This is a genomic window from [Scytonema hofmanni] UTEX 2349, assembly GCF_000582685.1.
Lineage (GTDB): Bacteria > Cyanobacteriota > Cyanobacteriia > Cyanobacteriales > Nostocaceae > Hassallia > Hassallia hofmanni.
On the sequence record NZ_KK073768.1, the window covers coordinates 2,265,429 to 2,288,324 of the forward strand.

The window sequence follows — 22,896 nt, forward strand, 5'->3', positions numbered from 1 at the left end:
TGCCTGTTCCGGCTTCGTGTTTGGACTTGTCACCGCTGCCCAATACATCAGAACAGGCGTTTATCAAAATGTCCTCTTAATTGGAGCAGATATCCTCTCCCGTTGGGTAGATTGGCAAGATAGAGGTACGTGTATATTGTTTGGTGATGGGGCTGGGGCGGTAATATTGCAAGCAAACGATAGCGATCGCTTGTTAGGATTTCAACTTAAAAGTGACGGCACTCAAAACCACTATCTCAATCTTGCCTACAAAGCCTCTCCCGAAGAACTTATCCCCGGTGTAAATGTCAATAAAGGCAACTTCCAACCCATCACCATGAACGGCAAAGAAGTCTACCGCTTCGCCGTCCAACGAGTACCAGAAGTAATTGACAAAGCTCTATTTCACGCTAATCTCAGCGTTGACCAAATAGACTGGCTGATATTACATCAAGCAAATCAGCGCATTCTCGATGCTGTAGCGCAACGTCTGAATATTCCAGCACATAAAGTTATCAGTAATCTCGCGGAATATGGCAATACCTCCGCCGCCTCTATCCCCCTTGCACTAGACGAAGCAGTGCAACAAGGCAAAATAAAACCAGGTGACATCATTGCTACCTCTGGCTTCGGTGCCGGACTCACTTGGGGGGCAGCAATTTTTCAATGGGGAAGATAAAAATTTGTTGGTTGATAGTTGTTAGTTGTTAGTGGGCATAGGGCATTGGGCATTGGGAATTTCCTATGATATCATGTCCGGGTAATTAGTTATGATTCCCATAGTCATTGCACCCCACCCCGATCAGCCCCTCCCCGCTTGCGGGGAGGGGAGACAAAGCGTAGCTTTGGCGGGGTGGGGTTCTCCGGGTTTAGTAAGTAATCAAGCAGACATAATATTACGTCCTCGCTTTGGTCTTATCTTGCCTGAAAATAAACTCCCGCGATTCATTCAAGTTGTCTCCTGGTGTGCTGTTGGTGTCGTCGTCGATAAGGATGGTGCCTCCGTTGAGGCGATCGTATTGGTCATAGTTGGTGATTTAGGCTTGGCTGCGCCACACTTCGTGAACGGCTAGTTGTCCGGTGGGGAGGTCGGTGAGTTGGAAGTTGATGTTAAAGAGGTTAGTGGGGTCGAATAGCGATTGCCAGAGATTGAGTGGGTTATTTTTATATGTGTTGGTTGATGTGGGAGTTAAGTTTCAGTAAAGATTTGTCAGAAATTTTTGAATCGCTAATTTCTTCTGCCATGAGAGAAGCAGACAATCCGGGAGCAAAGTCATCAGGTATATCGCCTTTTTGATCCCAGAATATTTTTCGGTTTTTTTCAATCTTTTCTTGGATGTGAGAAGGGATATTTGAAAAAAAGTTATAACCAGTCCTTTTCTCAACTACCCTCTTCTCTGTTTCTGCTGTGGAAAAATGTGGCGTGATGTGCGTTTCGTTTTTGACCCGAAGCACCATACACACCACTAAAGAGAGATGGGGAATTTCGCGGAATTAATTAAACTGAACCAATTGAGAGTTATTTTACTCGACTAGTGAAGTGGAAACACTCTCAGTGGATGGGGGAACGCTGGGTAACTCAAGGCAGTATCCCGCACCATATACGGTCTTAATGTAGCGCGGATGGCGGGGGTCTGGTTCTAGCTTGGTTCTCAGATGGCGGATATGCACTCGAATCGTTTCAATGTCATCATCTGGATCGTAGCCCCAGACTTCCCGAAGGATTTCGCTAGGAGAAACTGTCTGTCCGTGACGTTGCAATAAACAGTGAAGTAACTCAAATTCCAGGTGAGTCAGTTTCACAGTGTCCTGGAACCATATCGCCTCAAATCTTTCTGGAACGAGGGTCAACGATCCATAATTGAGAATTTCGCTGTGCTTGGCAGCTTGGGGGATGCGGTCAGTACGGCGCAATAAGGCTCGGACTCGCGCCAGCATTTCTTCAACTTCAAAGGGCTTGGTGAGGTAGTCATCCGCGCCGGCATTGAAGCCTTCTACCTTATCTTGAGTCTGGCTTAAAGCGGTCAACATTAACACGGGAATTTCAGAGGTGCGATCGTCCCGTCGCAGGCGTTGGCAAACGGTAAATCCATCTACTCTGGGCAACATCAGATCGAGCATGATTAAGTCTGGTTGCAGCTGGAGAGCCAGCGCTTGACCTTTGATGCCGTCTTCAGCTTGGCTGACATCGTAGCCAGCCATTTCCAAGTTGACGGCTACAAGTTCGGAAATCGCTGGGTCATCGTCTATGACAAGAATCCTCGGCATTCGTAAAAATTTACTACTACTAGTTAAGGATAATTAAGAATCTTCGGGAGATACAAAGATTGCTTTAATGATTATAAAAAAGATTTTAAATCTAAAATAAACATTAAGACTAAAGTACATTAAAATCTATATATGATGTGTTACGCTCCCTACAATCCGCCTCGATTTTTGCAAAACGGTGTCGCAATGACTGTATATGCCGCTTTGTGGGGCAGCCGTTATTGGCAAACTACTGCTCAACACCCTGAGCCACCTTATGAAGAACAAATATTTACAGGTGGACAAGGTGTACCAATTTATGGCTTGGTTGCTATACCAAAAAACGCTCATAGCACGATTGTTGGTACTTACGGCATTACAGGCGAGTTAGAAAAAGAATGGTTTTTGAGAGTGCTGGGACGCAAAGCATACGCTCAAGGATACGCCATAGTGTTGTTTGATTGGCGGGCGCACGGCAAAACAGCAGAATTATCGCCGACTTTGACCAGCGATGGTTTGTATGAGGGGGAAGATTTTGTTCGCATTGCAGCGGCTGCTAAAGCTATGGGATGTCCTGGAAAGTTTTGGTTTACAGGATATTCTCTAGGAGGACAATTGGCGTTATGGGCGGTTAAAGCCGCTGTAGAATTAACTAGAGGAAATAAGAATTTAGGGATAACAGAAAGTGAGATTGGCGGTGGTGTGGTAATTTGTCCGAGTTTGGATTCTTTGCGATCGCTTTCTTATCTAATTCGCCAACCCATTGGTAAATATTTTGAAGCTGGTATCGCCGGCAATTTAAAAAAACTCGCATGGCGAATCCACGATTTGCATCCCGGAACCCTTGATGCAGCGGCAATTGAACGCGCTAACAGCATTTGGGGTTTTGATGAAGAATTGGTAATTGAGCGATTGGGTTTTCCCACCGTTGAAGCTTATTACAAAGCAAGCAGCGCTTTACAACTGCTGCCAAAGCTGGAAAAACCAACTTTAATTATATACGCCCAAGATGACCCATTTTTTCACCCAGCGATCGTACCAGAATTAGAAGCCGCTTGTGAAGAAAATCCGATGATAGATTTGTTACTTACTCCTCACGGTGGTCATATCGGCTATTTGAGTAGTAAACAAGGACAGCGGCAAGCCCAAGACTCAGACCCGTGGTGGGCTTGGAATCGGACTTTAGAATGGCTAGGGGAGCGGAGTGGGAGACGGGGGGACAAGGGGACAGGGAGACAGGGAGAACCAATGACTATTGACTATTGACTATTGACTCTTGACCAATGACTATTGACCAATGGCTAAAAGCACCGACAGATTTAAGTTTGTTGGTGGATGATGTTCATGTGTGGCGAGTTGAGCTTTCGCGATCGCAATCACAATTGCAAGAATTGGCAGAAACTCTATCCAGTGATGAACTTTGTCGAGCGGAGCGGTTTTATTTTGAACAGCATCGGCAGCATTTTATCGCTGGTCGTGGTATTCTGCGAACTATACTGGGTCGCTATTTGGATGTTGAACCACAAGCGCTGAGATTTGATTATGAAGCTCGTGGCAAACCGATTTTAGGTGATAAATTTGCTACTAGTGGGCTATCGTTTAACTTGTCTCATTCCCAGGGGTTGGCGTTGTATGGAGTTTGCAGACAGCCGATTGGTGTAGATTTGGAATGTATGCGTGATAATACTGATGTAGAAGCACTGGCTAAGAGATTTTTTACAGAAAGAGAATATGAGGTAGTGCGATCGCTTCCTCCCAAGCAACAGCAACAAGTCTTTTTCCGTTACTGGACTTGCAAAGAAGCTTATTTAAAAGCAACGGGAGCAGGATTATCTCAATTAGAACAAGTAGAGATTTCACTGACACCAACACAGCCGGCTAGTTTACAATCTCAAGAATGGACTTTAACAGAATTGATACCTGCGAATAATTATCTTGCTGCTGTTGCGGTTGCTAGGAAAAACTTGCATTTGCAATGTTGGCAATATTAGACAGTGGTTTATCGCATTAGTTATGAAGGGTTGACGACTGTTGTGATTGATTGAGCGAGAATACAGGATGATGGAAGAACTGCCATACTCAATAAACCAAGGACTAGGAGAAAACAGCAATGCAGAGTATTAAGTTATGTTCTCATGTTGGGGCAGATGGGTTATTGCATCTGGATATTCCGACCGGGATAGTCACAGGTGATATTGAAGTAGAAGTAATTATTAGACCTATAAATCCATCACCAAGAGAGTGGATGCCCGGTTTTTTTGAAGAAGTGATTGGTGGTTGGGTTGGAGAACTCTTAGAAAGACCGGAACAGGGAGAATTTGAGACGCGGGAGAAATTGTTTTGAGCTATCTGCTAGATACAAATGTTTGTATTAGATTGCTGAACAATAGTAGCCAAAGTGTAACAACTCGACTAGCACAACAGCAGCCAAAAGACATTTATCTTTGTACGGTAGTGCAGATGGAACTTTATTATGGAGCGTATCACAGTAATCAAAGCGAACGGAATTTAGCGCTACTAGAAAGGTTTTTTAATCAATTCGCTTGTGATGGGGTTGATCGAAAGCTACTGTTTCAAAGATACGAAAACTTCAAACTTCCTAATACATTGGTTTTATCGTGCCGACTTACTTATCTATTTTTTCCAACCATTGCCGCACAAATTCCATCCCTTCTTCTAAAGAAACATTTGGTGTATAACCTAGCTGATTCTTTGCTTTTTCAATGGAATAAGCATAACGTCGAGTTAAAAAATCTATAGATTCGGGTAAAATTTCTGGTTGTTTACCTAACATTTTTTCTTGCAAACATTGCAATCGAATTAAAAACTTAACTACAGATGCTGGTAGAGAAAAAGGTTTAGGTAAATTTGCAACTTTTGCTAAACGAGTAGCATATTCTTTCCAAGTAGTTTCTTGCCCATCAGTGATATTAAAGGCTTCTCCGTAAGCTTCTTTTTCGATAGCGAGAAAAATTGCATCAATTAAGTTATCTATATATACATGATTCATTATTCCGCTTCCACCGTTGGGTAGAAAAAACTTTCTTTGCTGCATGAGTGAAAGCGGACGAATTACCCAAGAGTGGCTTCCGGGTCCATACACATCTGCCGGTCTAATAATAATCACGCCAAAATCTGGCGAATTTAGTTTTAAGAGTTCTTTTTCTGCTTCAATTTTAGTTTGACAATAAGGATTATTATCGCCGGAAAAGGGTCCTGATTCCGTCACTTTGTTGGGATAATTAAAGCCATATACCATGACGCTGGAGGTGTGAATAAAGATTTTTGCCCCAGCGTTTTTGGCAGCATTAGCCATATTTAAGCTTCCACCAACATTCACCTCGCGAAACTCTTCTAATGCGCCTCCTTCTTTCACCAAGGCGGCTGTATGTAGTACAATATCAACGCCTTTGCAAGCGTGTGAGGCTGCAATTGGGTCGGTGATGCTACCGATAACGACTTCTGCGCCCAGGTTTTGAGCTAATTTTGCCTTAGCTAGGGAGTGTTGGAGTCCGCGAACATGCATATTGTTAGCGATCGCTAACTCGGTAGTACGCAAGCCAATAAATCCCCCAATTCCAGTTATTAGTAAAGTTTTGTTTTCAAGATTCATAAATTTATTTTTTGTTGATGTAGTAAGCGCTTCAGCGCTTGTTTTCAAAGCACTGAAGTGCTTACTACGATAATTATTCAGCCAGATTTAAGAAACCGCTTTCAATCAAATAAGCGGTATAAGTCATAAACAATTTGGAGTCAATTGGCGCACAAACAACCCCACTTCCTGCTAATGCATTCACGGTATCCTCACAACTGATTTCCGGTCTTCTTGCTTTCAAATATAAATCTGGAATTGTCAATTGTTCTTCAGACCTACGCTCAAGCAAAAAGGGTCGTAGCGTGTATAAAGGATTTTCGGCAGAAGTTACATCGTTAATTAACTTTTCTTGCCAAGCATCGTAAGAAATCACATCAACTGGATAACCAAATGAGCGCACCCAATCAACTAAAACAGTTAAAGGAACCGGTTGAGGATGTTGCAAGTGAAAAGCTTTGCCTATCGATTCTTTCTGTCTTGATAGATGAACAATAGCTTTACTTACATAGTCCACAGGAGACATATCCAACATATAATCTACTGCTGGGAAACTTCCCATTTGCAGACAACCTTTTGCCATTAAACAGATAAAATCGTGTGTGTTGGAAATACCTGTTTGGCTGTGTCCAGCTATTAATGGGGGTCTGTGGATAGTAATTGGGAGTCCGCGTGAGCCTGCAATTTTAACTAACTTTTCTGCCACCCATTTTGTTTGAGAATAACCAAGATGAATGCCTTCCCAATGCTCAAATTCATCGTCTTCTTTGACAACTTTACCAGCATAAGCATTAGATTCAAAAACAGCGACGCTGGAAACGTAATGTACAGGTTTAACTTTGATTTGACATGCCAATTTCAAAATTTCCTGAGTTCCCAAAACATTGGCTGCTTTCAGTGCTGAGTAGGGATAAACATAATTCAGCAAAGCAGCACTATGATAAATAGTGTCAATGTTTGTCGCCAAAATTTGAAATTGTTCAGCACCAATTCCTAACAATGGCTGAGACAAATCCCCAACAACAGGAATAATTCGGGAATTAAACTTTTCATCCCAAAGTGCATATTGTTGAAGATTTTTGATCAGTTTATTTTTACCTTCTTCTACATTGGCAGCGCGTACCAAGCAGTAGATAGTAGCTTGGGTTTGCTGTAGCAATTCTTCAATTAAGAAAGCTCCGAGAAAACCAGTTCCACCAGTTAGAAAAATTCGTTCTGGTTCAACTACAGGTTCAAAAAATATCGTGACAGGACGGATGCTTGGGTCGAGAACAGCTTCAGCTTTCAAATTTACGACAGGGGTTGTATCAGCGATAACTTTTGTATCTTCTGATTCTTCAGCTAAACGCTGTGAAAGTGATTCGATATTGGGATAATGCCACAGTAGAACCGGAGACGGTTGAAAACCCAGTAAATCTTCTAATCTACTGACAATCATCATTGCTTGTGCGGAACTCAAACCGTAATTTTCCAAGTTTTCTTGGATATCTATTTCATCAGTTTCAACTTTCAGCAATTCAGCAAGATTTGAAACTAAAAAGGTTTGGATATTTTCAGCACTATGAGGCTGATTTGCAGTATTTGATAAACTCATTTACACACCTAAAATATAGAACGTCCAGGACGATATTGACTGTAAAAATCTGCTAGTTGCAATCCTTGAATTTTCAAGTTTTGTACGCGATATAAAAATGCGGCTCCTGTCATGATGTGATGAGCTACATCAACTACTCGGCGATTTTCTGGTTCAGACAAATAAGAACCGCGTACCCAGTCATTAAAACTGCCCATCGCTGGACCGCACCAAATTTGATAATCGACTTCTCGACCTTTTTCACCAGAGCTAGACCAACGGGAAGATAAGCCTAAATACCAGCGAAAAATTAGAGCCATTTTCAACTTAGGATTATTGACAGCTTTCGCTAATTTTTCGGGATTCTTTTGCGATAAATAAGCAGCAGTTCCTTCCCATACTTCAGCTATAGTTTTGCGAAAAACTTGTTTTTCTAACTTCTCTCTTTCCGCAAGAGGAATCTGTTCAACCGAGTCATAACTTCGATATAACTCATATAATTTCTGCGCTCGCATGGGGAAGAGAGTTGCTCTTTTGAGAACTTGGAGTTTTACCCCCATTTCAAACATATCTGCTGCTGGAGCCATGATGACATCAGCCATTTCTGCTTGAGCTAGCAATTTCTTAGTATGTTCGCAAGCTCCAGATTCAATACACGACTGATTAATTGAACCAGTAACTACAAAAGCAGCACCCATCATAAAAGCAGCTAATGCTGATTCTGGGGTAGCAATTCCTCCAGCTACACCAACTCTAATTGGTTTTTCATATTGATATTGTTCTTGAATTTCATCTCTCAAAGCAATAATTGAAGGTAACAGACAAACTAGAGGACGATTATCTGTATGACCACCTGAATCAGCTTCGGCAATAATATCATCAGCCATTGGAACTTTGGCTGCTAAATTAGCTTGTAATTCGCTGATTAATCCTTGCTCAAGTAGTTCTTTGATAATTTTTGCTGGTGCTGGTTGCAAAAATTTGGTAGCAACTTCTCGACGAGAAATTTTTGCCAGGACTTTATTTTTAATTTCGATTTCATTTGCTGCATTCAAACTCAGCCCAGCAACACGATAATAAACAATGTTGGGAGTTAAGTCTAAAAATGCAGAAGCTTCTACAGTTTTTACGCCATATTTAAGGTATAAATCTACTGCACGACGTTCAATAGCGAGTTCGTTGGGACTGTGAATTAAATTAAAAGCGTAGGGACCATAAGGTAAAGCTTCTTGAATGCGTTTAATAGCAACTTCCAGACGTTCCGGACTTAATCCACCTGCACCAAAGGAACTCAAAATTTTCGCTTTTCCTAGTGCAATAACCATTTCTTCCGAAGCAATTCCCCCAGCCATTGCACCAGTCGCATAGGCATATTTTACATTATGAGAAGAAAGAAAAGTGCGATCGCCTAAGTTTTGAATTGAAATTGGGGGAACAGCCATCAGCAATTCTACTGTTCCTGGTTTACCGCTATGCTCATTAGGGCAAGAATAACCTTCGTTAGTGACACCAATTCTGCCTTCAACTCTAACGATATAACTAGGTTTATCTATAGCCAAAAGTTTTTCTTTGATACCTTGACGGTCAAAAGATACACAATCTAAGGAACATTTCCAAAGCTGATTTTGGTTATAAGATGAGGCAGAAAAACAAAGCCCATCATTATATTTACTCGATAATGTATCTACAGTTTTCAATGTGGTTAACCCTCAAATTGTAAGTAAGAAATGCGTAATGGGGTAGAGACGTTTCGGTGAAACGTCTCTATTCGGTGAAACGTCTTAATATTGAGAGACGTTCCGGTGGAACGTCTCTACTGTAATTTCCTTTACTGATTTAACAAATTTTCGACGCAGGCTAACTGTAATTGAATGATTTCACTCATTTGCTGGCTAAATTCCTGTCTAGCTTCTAGAAACGCGGTGTGGGTTTTCGTAATGCTGGAATTGTTGTTACTCAATTTTTGATACTGAGAATTACGTAAATCATTTAGATTTTCTATCTGATTTATCTCAGTTGTAACTGGTGGACGAGGAATCGATTGAGTAATTCTCTCTTTCGTGGCAGTGGACTGATAAGATTGTGATATTTCTCTAGGCTGAAAACTGTTATCAATGATATTTTTCATGGGAACTTCCTCTTGTTTTATTTGAGATGGCGGAATATTGTTATGTTTGTTACCAGCTTTGAGAGAATTTATCAGTTCTCTAGTTTGTTGCTGGATGGAAACAGGTTTTACTACTTTTTTCTGAGTTTGATTTTGGAAAAGTTTCCGGTTTTCTTCACTCAGGATTGTAGAAACAATTGGCTGACCACCTAAGGTGATATTTCTGATTGTTGGTAATCGTTGACTTTTAGTTTCTTTTGCTTGAATGTAGAGTGGTGATAAGTCGAGTTCTACTCGATGGCTGACGAGTTTTGCTAATGCTTTGACAAAAGATGTATGGTCATCTACACCTCTTCGATTTAGGGATACGGTGAGATGTTCTTTACCATCGAGAATTTTGTCAATCCACCTAGAACAAACACTACCTGCACCAGCTTCGATAAAGATTTTCGCTCCATCGGAGTAGACTTGATTTACTAATTGGACAAAATCAAGTTGTGAACAAAGAACTTTGGCGACACTGTGTGCGATCGCATTACTTTCAAGTACAATCGGTTTATGCTCCAATGCTGAGTAAAAAGTAGCATCAGGAAGCTTTTTACTTATCGGTAATGTGTTAACTTTAACTAGTTCTTCGTACTCCGATTGCATCGGTTCGCAATGTATTACGTGGTCGAAGGGAGCGCGGAAAGCATCGCAACCCAAATTTTTAATTACTCTCCCACAAGCTGCTATTTCACCAGCAATCACAACTTCATCTGGTGTATTAATTTGAGTTAAGTAAACACGATCCTCATTTTTAATACACTCCAGTACTTGAGATACTGACGCTATCAAAACATAGTTACTCCAAAAGTTGTTGTCGTTTGATTCTGCTTTTGGTAATCCCCAATATTCGCGAACGGCGTTTTTTGCCCCAGATAATCTTTCACCAAATAAAGGAGATGAATTAAAGTTGTTACTTCCTTGGTAAAAATTGCTCCAAATTCCTTGAGCAACCATCATGCTAGTTTCACCCAAACTATATCCAAAGACAAATTTTGGCTTGATTTGAAAATCGTCTTGGATGATTGTTGTGGTGAGTCTGGTATGCAGCATTTCGGCTTCAAATAATGCCAAAGAATCATCTAAAAGTTGCTTTTCCAGAGTTTCTACTTGTCTGGTTGTCAACTTATTCAAGCTTCTCGGAAATACCAATCTCTCAACGTCAGCAGCACGCTTGTAAAGACTTTGAACAATCTCGTCATTATGGACTTTCGGAAATAAGCGGAATAAATTCCGACCAAGACCAACATAAGCGTTAACTGCTGCTGGATAAACGTAGGCAATACCGCCTTCTTTACCTAATGGTTTAGCTGTAAAATAACTACCAAGAGGTGTTAGCCAATCGATATTTTTTTCAAAGGCATTATTTACACCTTTGCGGGCAGATTCGATTTCTCTAGTTAATTCTTTTTTGTTCCGTCCAAGAATTGTGAGAGCATATTTTGCATCAGGATGCTGTTTAAAAGCAGTAAAAGTATTGCTAGCAGTAACTGACAGAGAAGAAGACTTTTCGATGCTTTGTTGAAGTGCGGTAAGATGCTCTAATAATTCGGTGCGATCGCTTGCGGCAATTGGAAACAAATAAAATGGCGTTTGTTGTAAATATGCGCTATCACGTTCCTTCTGATTCGGTTGTTCTGACAAGATGACGTGGGCAAATGTCCCATCTATGCCCATGCTGTTAATTGCTGCTACTCTGCGAGTGCTTTCTTTGCCGAGAAACCAAGGTCTAGATTCAGTAGCGACGTAAAAAGGACTACCTTGCCAAACTTGCGGCGTTTTCACTCCAGACCATTTCGGGCATCCGGGAATATATCTGTGATACAGACACAGAGCGGTTTTTATCAAGCTGGCGATTCCCGATGCCACAAAGGTATGACCGATGTTAGCTTTAACACTACCAATCGCGCAGTCTAATCCATTCCCTGTGGGAGGATAAGCTTGGAGCAACCCGGCAATTTCCGCTTCGTCTTCCTGAGGAACACCACTACCGTAAACTTCCAAGTAGCTAATCTCTTTCGGTTCAATACCTGCAATCTGAAAAGCTTGTTTGCAGACAGAGTTGACAGTTTCTGTGTCTGCGGTGACAATACCGCTATTTAATTGAGTTGCAGTATAATGACCTTGCCCGAAGCTAAGAGCATCAAGGACTGCATAGATGCGATCGCCTTTTTCTAATGCGGTGTCGTGACGCTTGAGGACAACTGCTCCGGCACCTTCACCAACCATCCAGCCGTCGGCTTTTTGGTCATAACTTAAAGTCGGGATGCCTGTATTAATTTTAGCTAATTGGCTCCGCAATAATACATTTTCCACGCCGCCAGCTAAGTCTACAGCGCCGACTAGCACAGTATCAACTTCCCCGGAAATAAGTAGCATTTCTGCCACTTCCAGTGCCTTGAGAGCGGAATTTTCTACTGCTGTGATGCTGAAGGAAGGACCGCTAAAATTCCACAGCGAAGAAACCCGACTCGCCATGATGTTACCGATGTAACTGAGATATTCACCAATTTCTACTTGATGGTGAAGTCCGTCTTTAACAATTGTTTCTAATTGAGTGACTTTTTCGGCAGGTAAGGAAATTTCCCCAGCGTTTAAACCATCTTTTATTTGCCAGGATAAATTCCATCGTTGCTGTAACTGATGAACAGAAAGTTCGGTTTCAGCAGCAACAATTACTGCGACATTTTCCCCCTCTTTAATTGCTGCATCTTTCAAAGCGCGATCGGCAACTTTTAGTAGTAATAATTGTTGCGGATTTAACTTTTCTACTTCATTTGGGGGAATTTTGTAAGCTAAAGTATCGATTTCAAAATCTTTAATGTATGCTCCTACTGGTGCTTTGCCTTCTGGTAAATCGTACTTTTTAAGTAAGCTTTCTTGTTCTTCGATACCTTGCCATCTTTTTGGTGGTAAAGAAATAAAATGCTGTGTTCCGTCATAAATGCTACGTTCAAAAGCATCTAATCCATTACACTCACCAAAAAAGGCATCCATACCAACGATCGCAATTTTTGCAGATTGTTCAGTCATTTTCTTTTTCCCCTCTTTCCAGAATTAAATGAGCGTTAGTTCCACCAAACCCAAAAGCACTTATAGCTGCACGTTTAACTGATGCTTTACCGTGCCATTTAGTGGAATTTGTAACAATTCTTTTAGGTGCAATTACATTGTCATCAGAGCCTATAGGATCGGTGACATTAATGGTTGCGGGAATGACATTTCCACACATGCTCAAAATGACTTTCATTAAGCTCACCGAACCGGCAGCAACTAGCAGGTGTCCGACATTTGCCTTGACAGAACCGACTAAAGGTGTTGCTTGATGTTCACCAAAAAATGTTTCGATAGAGTTAAATTCGGTGGTGTCTCCTAATAATGTGCCGGTAGCATGGCACTCCATGTAATCGATATCTTTGGGGCTAAGTTCAGCTTCAGTATATGCTCGCTCAAAAGCCTTAATTTGCCCTTGAGAATTCGGACTTAAAAGATGCTTGCCCCTACCATCATTCGAGAGTCCAATGCCGCAAATTGTCGCTAAAATGTTATCGCCATCTCTGATAGCATCACTGTATCTTTTTAAGACAAACATTCCTATACCTTCGGAGGTAATTAGCCCTCTGGATGTGTTATCTAAAGGACGACTAATGTCATTTTGCGGATATCCTTGGATACCAGAAAAAAACATTCGTAAAAAGAGCGGATCGGAAGAACTAATTCCCCCAGCTATCATCAAGTCCGCTTTATGCGATCGCAAATAATGAGATGCCAGTTTAATCGCATATAAAGGTGAAGAACAAGCTGCGTCTAAGCAAAAATGAATATTCGATAAAGTTAGAGCTTGAGCGATCATCGCGGCTGGAAAGCCTGATATCATAGCGTTATAAGAAGACGCTTTGGTAGCTGTTGGTAAAGAAGGCAAATGAAAGTCTTTATCTTGCAAAAGTTCCTGAATTGCCGGCTGTATTGTTTGCTGATAAATAGGAGCAAACAATTGATTAGAAGCTTTTGTAGGTAAAGATAAAGTACCTAAAATTACGCCGCATTTGGAAAGTACAGCTTGATTACCCAAATAGCCACTTTGCTGAATCGCTTGTTTAGCAGCGTACAGCGACCATTGAAAAGTGTTATCCAAACTAGCAAGTAGTTCGGGTGGTAGATTGTATTCAGTTGGTTCAAATTTAAAATTACGAACAAATCCACCATTGAGGTTATAGATTGTTTCCGGTTTCCCTTTTACTGGATCGTAAAAGATTGCCGGATCTACTCCGATATCCTTAATAGTTACAGATGATATTGAATCTTTTTGTTCGTTAAGATTCTGCCAAAATTCTTCTGGGGTTTTTGCCCCAGGAAAAAGGCATGATAAGCCAATTATGGCGATTTTCTCCACTGCTGATATCCTCGTTTGGGTTTAGCAAAAAGGGGTCAATTCAAATTTGAATTGTCTTATACCAAGTTGCGAGTAAAGATATCATTCTGAGCGGAACATAGCCCAATTTAGTAATCTTGGAAAAACCTCTCCCCTACAAGGGGAGGGGAATTTGACTCCCCCTTCCCTTGTAGGGAAGGGGGTTGGGGGGTTAGGTTTTTGATTACTGAATTTATGTTCTAGCTGAGGATGACTTTTTTACGTTTATGCGACTTGGTATTAGTACTCCCCGAACTTGAAAGGATTTACGCTATTCCCCAAACTGAAAAGGATTGATCAGGATTTACGCTGTTATCGGACTGGAAGTAATGTTACTCGTTTTTCACTTAAGAAAAACTGATTAAAAAATCGCAGAGAACACAGAGAACGCAGAGAAAGTAAAAAATGAGAAATTCGTAGTGAGCGCTTTAGCGCTCAAATTACTTACGCTTTGATAATTGCATGGGCCAAATTACGGCTTTTGCTCCCATAATGCGTGAGTAAATTTCTCCTTCGCGACTGTGTAAAATGAAATTAGCTGTTACGCCGGTTTGTGTTTTTCCTTCGATTTCGCACGAAACATAAAATGGTTCGTTGCATGGTGTGACTGCAAATTGTTCGGAATGAGTTAACTGTCCGGGTAAACAAACTTCTTGATGTAAATGGCTTAACCAAATCCATAAGGATTGTGTACTCAAGTCAGTTGTGTAAGGATTGTGCCAGCGAACTGGAAATTGTCCTTGTTGTTGTTCTGTGATGTTTTCCCAAAGACATTCTACAGTAATTTTTTTGGAACTGATGTTTAAAACTCTGGTGATTTGCTGAAAGGCTGGTCCGTGAAATAAAGTGGAATCTCCATTTTGATAAAATGCTTTACCAGTGGTGGTAATGATGTTATCTTCTTCTAGATTCAGTCCCTCATAAATAGGAACCTCTGGCATTTCTCGGAGAAGGGTTACAAAAGCTTTGAAATGATAGTGAGTTTTTCCTTGTGGATTTTTACTCAAAATTGTAGCTTGAAATTCGATACTTTGAGAACCAACTTTAGCAACTTCTTGCAATTCTAGAATATGTTCGCTCGCTAAAGTGTCATTAAAAGTAATTCCTTTCAATACTTTGAATTCTCGACAATTGTTATATGTGTAACCTGGATACAGTTCTTCACAAGCGTTAATCATCCATGACATCGCGCAAGTTGCTGGTAAAACTTGAAAACCAGCGATTGTATGATCCACTAAAAAGGGATTAGCTTCTAGTGTCATTTTACGACGAATGCGATAGGTGCGTAGTTCAGAATCTAACTCTGCTGGTGGTGGAGTAATTGGACTACCAATCACAACTTGTGTGGTAGCGTGATTAATAGCATTCAGTTCTTTAACTAACATTTTCGTGCCGATTTCTACGGGAATAATATCAATTCCCCTTTCAGCAAAAGCTTTTTTCAATTCTGCTGTCACCATTCCGCTATCCCAACCACCCCAGTTAATAGCGACGACATGACAATCAGGATATTTTTGTTTAATTAGATGAGCCGATTTGTTGAGAATTTCGTTAGCGATCGCATAATCAGTTTGTCCAATATTCCCATAGAAACCAGCTACGGAAGAGAACAAGACTAAATGCTGAAGTTGGCTGGGATGCACGCAAGCTAAAAGATTTTCTAACCCTTTAACTTTTGCCGTGTAAACCTTTTCAAAATCTTGTTCGGTTTTCTTTTCAATTAACTTATCAGCTAAGTTACCAGCACCGTGTATAATGCCTGTAATGGCTCCTGTGCGCTTCACAACAGCGGCAATTTTCTCGTTTAAGGCGATGGGATCTGTAACATCGACGCTGATATATTCTGCGGTATTTCCTGTCTTTTCAATACTGGAAATTGTCTCTTTAATTTCCCGGCTGGAAATAATGTTGTTATAAACTTTTTGCACACTCATGGGTGTAGGCTTCTCTCCTTGAGAAAGAATATTTTCCATGATGCGTTTTTTTAGTACAGGTTCTTCAAAACAACCTTGAGCATAGTCAGGCTCCGTCAACGCGATCGCACTCCGACCAAGTAATATAAATTTCCCAGGTTGATGCTGCGCTAATTTGATAACGCACTGCGCTGTAATGCCTCTTGCACCACCACTAACTAGAAAAACTGATGTTGTAGAATTTCGTGTTTGTATTGTCATAAATTTATTGTTAGTTGATGGTTGATAGGGGATAGTGGTTAGTTGATGGTGGATAGTGGTTAGTTGATGGTGGATAGTGGTTAGTTGATGGTTGGTAGTGGTTAGTTGATAGTGGTTGGTTGATGGTTGATGGGTATTGCATTAACCACTCACAACTATCCCCTAACAACTATCCCCTAACAACTATCTCCTAACAACTATCCACTAACAACTATCCACTAACAACTAACCACCAACCACTAACAATTCGCGACGCTGACGATAGTTACTCTACCTTGCGAACCATATCCAACTTCACTAATACAATTATTCGGGTCGTGAAGCTCGGCTATGATATATTGTGCTGACTCTTGAGCGTTAATAGCAGGATGCAAATCAATCGCTCGACAAAATACCTTTTGCCATTCCCATTTCAAGGTTTTAGTTAATCCAAATAACCCGGCACTAATGGGACCATAATTTACTTTGTGTTCCAGTCCAAAAGCTCCATCAAGACGCGCAGTGGTGCAGAACAAACTACGTCCATTACGTGCGGCTTCATTCAGAGATTTTTTCAGATGTTTTGCTATCAGAAAAACGTGTTTAACGATCGCCTTTTCTTCTGCAAGATAAGGAATTTTCCCGTTGTGGCTGACTTGAAAGGCTGGATTGAGATGAATGAAGGCTCCAATCGTGCCATAATTAAGAGCGATCGCACTCAATTGTTGTTGCAAATGTTCTTCGGTTAAATCCGCAAGCTTGACATTAATCACTCCTGCTGGTAACACCGATGTTTGGAAAACAACCGATTGAGGGAAACTTAAAACAACCACTTTCCAGCCTTTATCTGTCAGTAATTCAGCCACTTGAGAAGTAGTGAGGGAACCATCATCGGTGATTAAACAGATGTGTCCCTCTGGTAAATCGAAGTCTAAAGAATCGGGGGGGGGCAGAATTTTGAGTTGGACGGGACGACGTTGCACATTATGTTTAACGTTGTCTAATTCTTCGTCTGACTCATACTGAAACTTTTTTTTTTCACCTCCAACCAGCTTCTGGAGATAATCGACAATTTGACCGATGGTGCGTAAATCTCCCAATTCCTCTACATTCGGCTTGGGTAAATCGGGATACATTTCTTGCATCGCTCCCAAGATTTCCACCCGCTTAATCGAGTCAATCCCCAAGTCAGCTTCCATATCCATGTCGAGTTCTAACATCTCTACTGGATAGCCGGTCTTGTCACTGGTGATGGCTAACAAAGTTGCACCTAAGTCTGCAATCTCACTAGCTGGTGATGCATCTATTGTTTCAACTGTTTTTGTGACTTCGATTTCTGTAACTGCTGGTTCAGGAATAACAATTGCTGGAACTTCCGTAACTGTTTGTACTTCTTGAATAGCTATTTCTACGGAAACTTTTTGAGAAGCATGAGATTGCAGATATTCGACAATTTGACCGATAGTGCGTTTTTCTGCTAGTTCTTCGAGATTAGGCTTAGGCAAGTCAGGATACATTTCCTGCAACCCACCGAGGATTTCTACTCGTTTAATCGAGTCAATCCCTAAGTCAGCTTCCATATCCATGTCCATTTCCAGCATCTCGACTGGGTAGCCTGTTTTATCGCTGGTAATGGCTAAGAGGTTGTTACCCAATTCAGTCAAGTTTATCGTCGCTAATGTAGATTGAGTGCTGATTGCTACATTTACGTTGACTGCGGGTGCTTCCACAACAGGCTGTGGTGTTTCTACTACTGCGGGTACTTCGACTACAGGCAGAGGTGTTTCTACTACCTTGGCTGCGGGTGCTTCGACTACAGGCTGCGGTGGTGTTTCTACAATCTTGACTTCAACTACAGGCTGTGGTGGTGTTACCGGAGTAATGACAATGGGTACTTCAACTACAGGCTGTGGTGTTTCTATTACCTTGGCTACGGCTGCTTCCACAACAGGTTGTGGTGGTGTTTCTACTACCTTGGCTGCGGCTACTTCCACAACAGGCTGCGGATTGATGGTAACTTCAGTAACTACCTCATTCCCAGACCCTACCAACTGTGCATACTCTTGCTGTATGAGTTGGAAAAAGCTCTTGGTATACTCTACCTGTTCCTTCAGATACTCCTCATGAATGCGTAGGGTTTCACCTTGTTGAGAGTGAAACTGCATCATGCTACGCTCTAAACTTGCCTTGAGAACTGGTAGAAGTTCCGACGCTGACTGTGAAGAGTTACCGTTAGTAAACACAGAATTCTGCTGCTGCATCAGTTGGAAAAATGTTCTCGCATATTCCATCTGATGATTCAGATAAGTTCCGTGAACTTGTAAATTTTCGCTTTGATTTTGCTGAAACTGTGTCAGGAGGAACTCTAAACTTTCTAAAACCTGTTGGTAATTTAAAGGTTTTTCTTCTGAGTTAGGCATATGCGACTCCAGAACTGGTGGATGAGATAGCACAGGTTGAATCTCAGGAGTTTCTACAGTGGTAATATCACTGAGAACGGCGTTTTTATTATGTCCGTTGCTTTTGATGACTGCTGGTGTGGGAGTAGTCACTTCTAACTTTACTTCCACCCCTTCTTCAGTCGTTAAGACGGGAACCAGAAGCGCATTATCTTCAGATTTGCTGATGGGTAATGTTACTTGATGTCCGTCTTGCAAAGCTGTAGCAAAGGCATTTTTCGTTTTTTCAGAGCGATAGTTTGTGCCGTTTAAACGGACAATTAGCGCTTTGTTTTTCTGCTCAGGGGGAACTTCGGGAGTAAGTTGGTAGGGGTCGAGGTTTTTCAAAGACAAACCAGCGACACGCAACTGGACAACAGCTTCTCGCAAAGAACGATCGCTATCTTTTTGAGCGCTGGGATTCAAAGCGATCGCTAAATGTGGGCGATCGCCTAAAATATCTTTCACCAAGTTAGAAAGAATTCTCCTCGGTCCAAATTCCACAAAGCAGTAACCACCGGCAGCATAGATATTTTCAATCTCTTGCTTAAACAGCACCGATTTGCTGAGGTGAGATTCTAAAATTTGGTGAATTGCTTGGGGTTCTGAGGGATACAGCTTACCTGTCACATTGGTGAAAACAGGTATTTGCGGACTGTGGAAGCTGACAGTTTTACTAGCGATCGCAAAGGATTTTTGAGCAAAGGCAATCAGCGGTGTGTGGAAAGCCGCAGAAACAGGTAGCAAAACAGCCGCGTAACCTTTATCTTGCAAAGCTTGCCGCACCTTGTTGATTTCTGTGGTTAGTCCCGCTAAAACAACTTGATTGGGGGAATTTTGATTAGCGATCGTCACTTGGGGAAAGTGCTTTAAAACCGCTTCCACCTTACTGATATCTTCTTTGACAGCCAGCATCGCTCCCGCATCATGATCGGGGTCTTGGGGAGCCGCCATCGCCTGTCCTCTAGCTTTTACTAGATACAAGTAGTCTTCCTCACTCACAACCCCCGCAGCCCATAAAGCGGTGAGTTCTCCAAAGCTGTGTCCGGCAACGAAATCTGACTCAAAGCCAGCTTGTTGCAAGATTTTATACATCCCTGCACTCAACACGCCAATTGCAGGTTGAGCATATTCTGTGCGTTGCAACGCGGCAACTTGAGCATTTTTCTCTGCTTCTTCAAATACCGGTTGAGGAAACACAATTTCTGAAAGTGGCTGCAAGTTGTCTTTCAGCAACAAACTATCCATGTAGCCATAAAGACGCCGCAAGCTGGGGAAATTCATCGCCAGTTCTCGACCCATTTCTAGGTATTGCGAACCTTGTCCAGAGAAGAGAGAGACGACTTTGCCCTTCAAATTAAGACCAGAAGCGCGGTAATATACTCCTTGGGGATGTTCCCAAGTTGGAGATGAAGCGCGATTTCTCAAACAATCGAGACTAATTTGCAGAAATTTGGCAGCTTGTGTTAGAGAATCAACAACAAATCCGACTCTAGGCGCATTTAAAGGAATTTCTGTGGATTTGCACTCTGCAATTAGTGCTGCATAATGCTTGTCTGCATCAGGGAGTTGCAACTTACCTAAAATCTCTTCACATTTGCTCACCAGTTGTGCGTGAGTTTCTGCAAACAGCACCACCTCACTAGGAGTATTGTGTACGCGGTAAGCGCGAATATGCTCGGCAGTATGTTCTTCTAAAACAACGTGATAATTAGTCCCACCAAAGCCGAAAGAACTGACACCCGCACGTCTTGGGGGTTCACCTTCTGCCCGAATCCAAGGTCTAGTTTGGGTATTCAAATAGAACGCCGAATTTTTGATATTTAGTTTCGGGTTCGGTTCGGTAATGTTGATTGTCGGGGGCAATATCTTGTGATGTAGCGCCAAAGCCGTTTTAATTATACTTGCCGCACCCGCTGCCGCTTTGGTGTGTCCAATTTGCGACTTCACACTCCCAAGAGCGATATGCTGTTTTTTGTCTTGACTAAAAAACTCTCTCAAGGACGAGAATTCGGTGGGGTCGCCTGCCATTGTACCCGTACCGTGCGCTTCCACCAAACCGATACTTTCGGGTGCAAATCCTGCATCATCATAAGCACGTTCTAAGGCTTTTACCTGCCCTTCTAGACGCGGTGCATAGATGCTTTTATACCGTCCATCACTGGAAGTGCCGATACCTTTGATGACTGCATAGATTTTGTCATTGTCTCGTTCAGCATCTTCCAGTCGTTTGAGCAAAATCATACCGATACCTTCACCTAGCATCATCCCATCCGATTTAGCATCGAAAGGTTTGACTTTATCCCCAGGAGAAACCGCCGGTGTTTTGCTGAAAGAGATGTAAGCCATGACGGAGTTATCTAAGTCAACTCCACCTGTCAGCATCATGTCGCTGCGATGTTCTGTCAACTCGCTAATTGCTAGTTTTAAAGCACCGAATGAACTCGCACAAGCTGCATCAACTACGCAATTTATCCCGCCAAAGTTGAGACGATTAGCAATTCTGCCGGCGACTACATTACCTAACATGCCGGGAAAGGCGTTTTCGTTCCAATTTACATAAGCGCTTTTGATTTTATCGACGATTTTTTGAGTATCTTCATCAGATAAACCGCTGCTTTTTAATACTTTTTCCCAGACTGGATATTGCAACCGCGCTGCTAGTGGCATTGCTAATTGTCCGCCTTGGGCGACACCTAAAACTACACCGACGTTCTCGCGATTAAACTCGCGAACTTCGCTGTAATTGGCATCTTGCATTGCTTCTTTGGCAACGACTAAACTTAGCAATTGGGAAACATCTGTAACTTCTAAGATGTTAGGAGGCAATCCGAATTCCATCGGATTAAAATCAACTTCGGGAATGAATCCGCCTCGTTTGCAGTAGGTTTTATCTTTGGTTGTTCTGGGGTCTGGGTCATAGTATTCGTCTATGTTCCAGTGTGAGGCGGGGACATCGGTAATGCAGTCAATTTTATTAACTATATTATCCCAGTATTCTTGTAAGTTTTTCGATTGCGGAAATAGAGAAGCCATGCCAATAATGGCTATAGGATTGTGTTGAAGTTGTCTGTTAATTTTGTTGACTGACATTTTATTTTCCGACTTCATTTTTTTCTCCTCTATAACCTTAAGCACAGCCTGTTCGCAATTGTTAATCTGGTCTTTCAACTGCTGAAGTGCAGTATCAATTGAATAAGCAGACATAGGAGGTAGCCTGTTTCTTAGTACTGTGGAGTGTGAAGCTACAGCAATTTCTATTGCCTACCAATGCAGGAGCTATCTATTCTAAGCAGCTAGCTATCCTCAGAAGTTCTAAATGCTTTTAATGCTTGTACAAGTAATTACTGAACAGGCGATCGCTGCAACAAAACTATACAGCAATACAATGAATGATATTGTGGTAGTAGGTCGATTACATTGTTGAAATCGGTCTAGTCCTAATTGCAGCAACGTAGCTGGTGTTAATAACCACGTTCTTATGATTGATAAATGTCATAGCCAGTTTCAACATCCCGGATAATACATTTTATAGAACTCGCCTTCCAAAAGTTGACAATTACGTTACAAAAAACATCACCTTTAATCGGAATTTATCTAAGACTCGGAAAAACAATAAAACTATCGTTTTTGTGATGACAATGAGGCTTTTTTTCGCAATTCTTACTTTTTATATTTTCAGAAAGTAACTTATGCGCCTCACCGCTTTGAAGCATTTGAATTAATACAAACACTAGCACAGCTTGAATAAACGGAATAGTTCGTTTTGGATAATTTTAGGAAATAAATAGATTTTTAGTGATGTAAATTTTGAACAAAGTTGGGTACATAAGTATAATTTACGACTTTTATTGATAATCAGATAATTTTGTCATTTTTGGGTTCTACGTCTATTTTATCTAGATTAAAAAATAAATAACAACTTTTTGTAAATTAATATAAAGATTCAATGAATACACCCAAATAATGCATACTCATCAATCGCTCTTTTTAAAACAACATCATAATTAATTCCAGGTTTATCATCAAGTTTAAATAAAAATAAACTTCCAAATAGAAAAAGTTATTTATCAAACAATTCTGAATTTATTGATAGTACACAACAAACATAATATTTTTGAATATTTGGTATATTTTTAGGACGGCTATTGGATATTGAGAAATTTATGAATCAATTACAATGGAAAAAGCAAGGAGATTATTTACAGATGTCAATAAACAATATTGAACATTTATTGTCATTAGATGAAGACTGCAAAAAATACTTTTAGTATTTTGGACGACATTTTAATTTGAGAGTTATAGAGAATAATTAAGTTGACAAAACCAATAATTTTTGCGAAACTAAAAA

Annotated in this window: 15 protein-coding genes and 1 pseudogene; 6 read left to right on the top strand and 10 right to left on the bottom strand. The window is 41.2% G+C overall.

Translation table 11 applies throughout. The features are described 5' to 3' along the window. Together TOL9009_RS39255 and TOL9009_RS0115165 are read left to right on the top strand one after the other, a co-directional pair. On the top strand, nt 1–658 hold a 658-nt coding region (locus TOL9009_RS39255; RefSeq protein WP_038296367.1), incomplete at its 5' end, for a beta-ketoacyl-ACP synthase 3. 91 nt (nt 659–749) lie between these two features. Further along, nucleotides 750–1,052 (top strand): hypothetical protein, encoded by a 303-nt coding sequence (locus tag TOL9009_RS0115165; protein WP_029633551.1) that lies wholly within the window; start codon nt 750–752, stop codon nt 1,050–1,052. A 91-nt stretch (nt 1,053–1,143) separates the two neighbouring features. Here the strand turns inward: TOL9009_RS0115165 and TOL9009_RS0115170 are convergent, their stop codons facing one another. Next, entirely contained in the window at nt 1,144–1,437 is a 294-nt protein-coding gene (locus TOL9009_RS0115170) for a hypothetical protein (protein ID WP_029633552.1), read from the bottom strand. A 66-nt stretch (nt 1,438–1,503) separates the two neighbouring features. Continuing rightward, complete coding sequence (locus tag TOL9009_RS0115175; protein ID WP_029633553.1) at nt 1,504–2,247, bottom strand: response regulator transcription factor; 744 nt, start codon at nt 2,245–2,247, stop codon at nt 1,504–1,506. A gap of 132 nt (nt 2,248–2,379) precedes the next feature. On the opposite strand from TOL9009_RS0115175, the gene TOL9009_RS39260 reads away from it, so the two are divergent. The 4 genes and pseudogenes from TOL9009_RS39260 to TOL9009_RS43510 all read left to right on the top strand — a co-directional run. After that, nucleotides 2,380–3,492, top strand: a complete 1,113-nt coding sequence (locus TOL9009_RS39260; RefSeq protein WP_051502910.1) for a YheT family hydrolase — start codon at nt 2,380–2,382, stop codon at nt 3,490–3,492. Between the two features lie 17 nt (nt 3,493–3,509). Continuing rightward, nucleotides 3,510–4,217, top strand: a complete 708-nt coding sequence (hetI, locus tag TOL9009_RS0115185) for a 4'-phosphopantetheinyl transferase HetI (protein ID WP_029633554.1) — start codon at nt 3,510–3,512, stop codon at nt 4,215–4,217. Between the two features lie 119 nt (nt 4,218–4,336). After that, nucleotides 4,337–4,570 (top strand): hypothetical protein, encoded by a 234-nt coding sequence (locus tag TOL9009_RS0115190; protein WP_029633555.1) that lies wholly within the window; start codon nt 4,337–4,339, stop codon nt 4,568–4,570. After that, nucleotides 4,567–4,749 (top strand): annotated as a pseudogene (locus tag TOL9009_RS43510) (PIN domain-containing protein); the annotation flags it as partial. The gene TOL9009_RS0115190 and the pseudogene TOL9009_RS43510, both read left to right, overlap by 4 nt. A 103-nt stretch (nt 4,750–4,852) precedes the next feature. Here the strand turns inward: TOL9009_RS43510 and TOL9009_RS0115195 are convergent. The 8 genes from TOL9009_RS0115195 to TOL9009_RS0115225 all read right to left on the bottom strand — a co-directional run bounded on the left by TOL9009_RS0115195 (nt 4,853) and on the right by TOL9009_RS0115225 (nt 21,752). Further along, nucleotides 4,853–5,839, bottom strand: a complete 987-nt coding sequence (locus TOL9009_RS0115195; RefSeq protein ID WP_029633556.1) for an NAD-dependent epimerase/dehydratase family protein — start codon at nt 5,837–5,839, stop codon at nt 4,853–4,855. Between the two features lie 73 nt (nt 5,840–5,912). After that, nucleotides 5,913–7,412 (bottom strand): thioester reductase domain-containing protein, encoded by a 1,500-nt coding sequence (locus TOL9009_RS0115200; RefSeq protein ID WP_029633557.1) that lies wholly within the window; start codon nt 7,410–7,412, stop codon nt 5,913–5,915. A gap of 8 nt (nt 7,413–7,420) precedes the next feature. After that, complete coding sequence (locus TOL9009_RS0115205) at nt 7,421–9,088, bottom strand: PfaD family polyunsaturated fatty acid/polyketide biosynthesis protein (RefSeq protein ID WP_029633558.1); 1,668 nt, start codon at nt 9,086–9,088, stop codon at nt 7,421–7,423. 131 nt (nt 9,089–9,219) lie between these two features. After that, nucleotides 9,220–12,576 carry a PfaB family protein gene (locus TOL9009_RS0115210; RefSeq protein WP_029633559.1) on the bottom strand — a complete coding sequence of 1,119 codons (3,357 nt, stop codon included), beginning with the start codon at nt 12,574–12,576 and terminating at the stop codon, nt 9,220–9,222. Then, complete coding sequence (locus tag TOL9009_RS0115215) at nt 12,569–13,936, bottom strand: beta-ketoacyl [acyl carrier protein] synthase domain-containing protein (RefSeq protein WP_029633560.1); 1,368 nt, start codon at nt 13,934–13,936, stop codon at nt 12,569–12,571. Before TOL9009_RS0115215 ends, TOL9009_RS0115210 begins: the two co-directional genes overlap by 8 nt. A 458-nt stretch (nt 13,937–14,394) precedes the next feature. Beyond that, entirely contained in the window at nt 14,395–16,128 is a 1,734-nt protein-coding gene (locus TOL9009_RS0115220; RefSeq protein WP_029633561.1) for an SDR family NAD(P)-dependent oxidoreductase, read from the bottom strand. A 10-nt stretch (nt 16,129–16,138) separates the two neighbouring features. Continuing rightward, nucleotides 16,139–16,270 (bottom strand): hypothetical protein, encoded by a 132-nt coding sequence (locus TOL9009_RS49360; protein WP_260675899.1) that lies wholly within the window; start codon nt 16,268–16,270, stop codon nt 16,139–16,141. A gap of 97 nt (nt 16,271–16,367) precedes the next feature. Next, a complete protein-coding gene (locus TOL9009_RS0115225) occupies nt 16,368–21,752 on the bottom strand; it encodes a type I polyketide synthase (RefSeq protein WP_029633562.1) in 5,385 nt (1,794 codons plus the stop codon). Between the last annotated feature and the right edge of the window lie 1,144 nt (nt 21,753–22,896).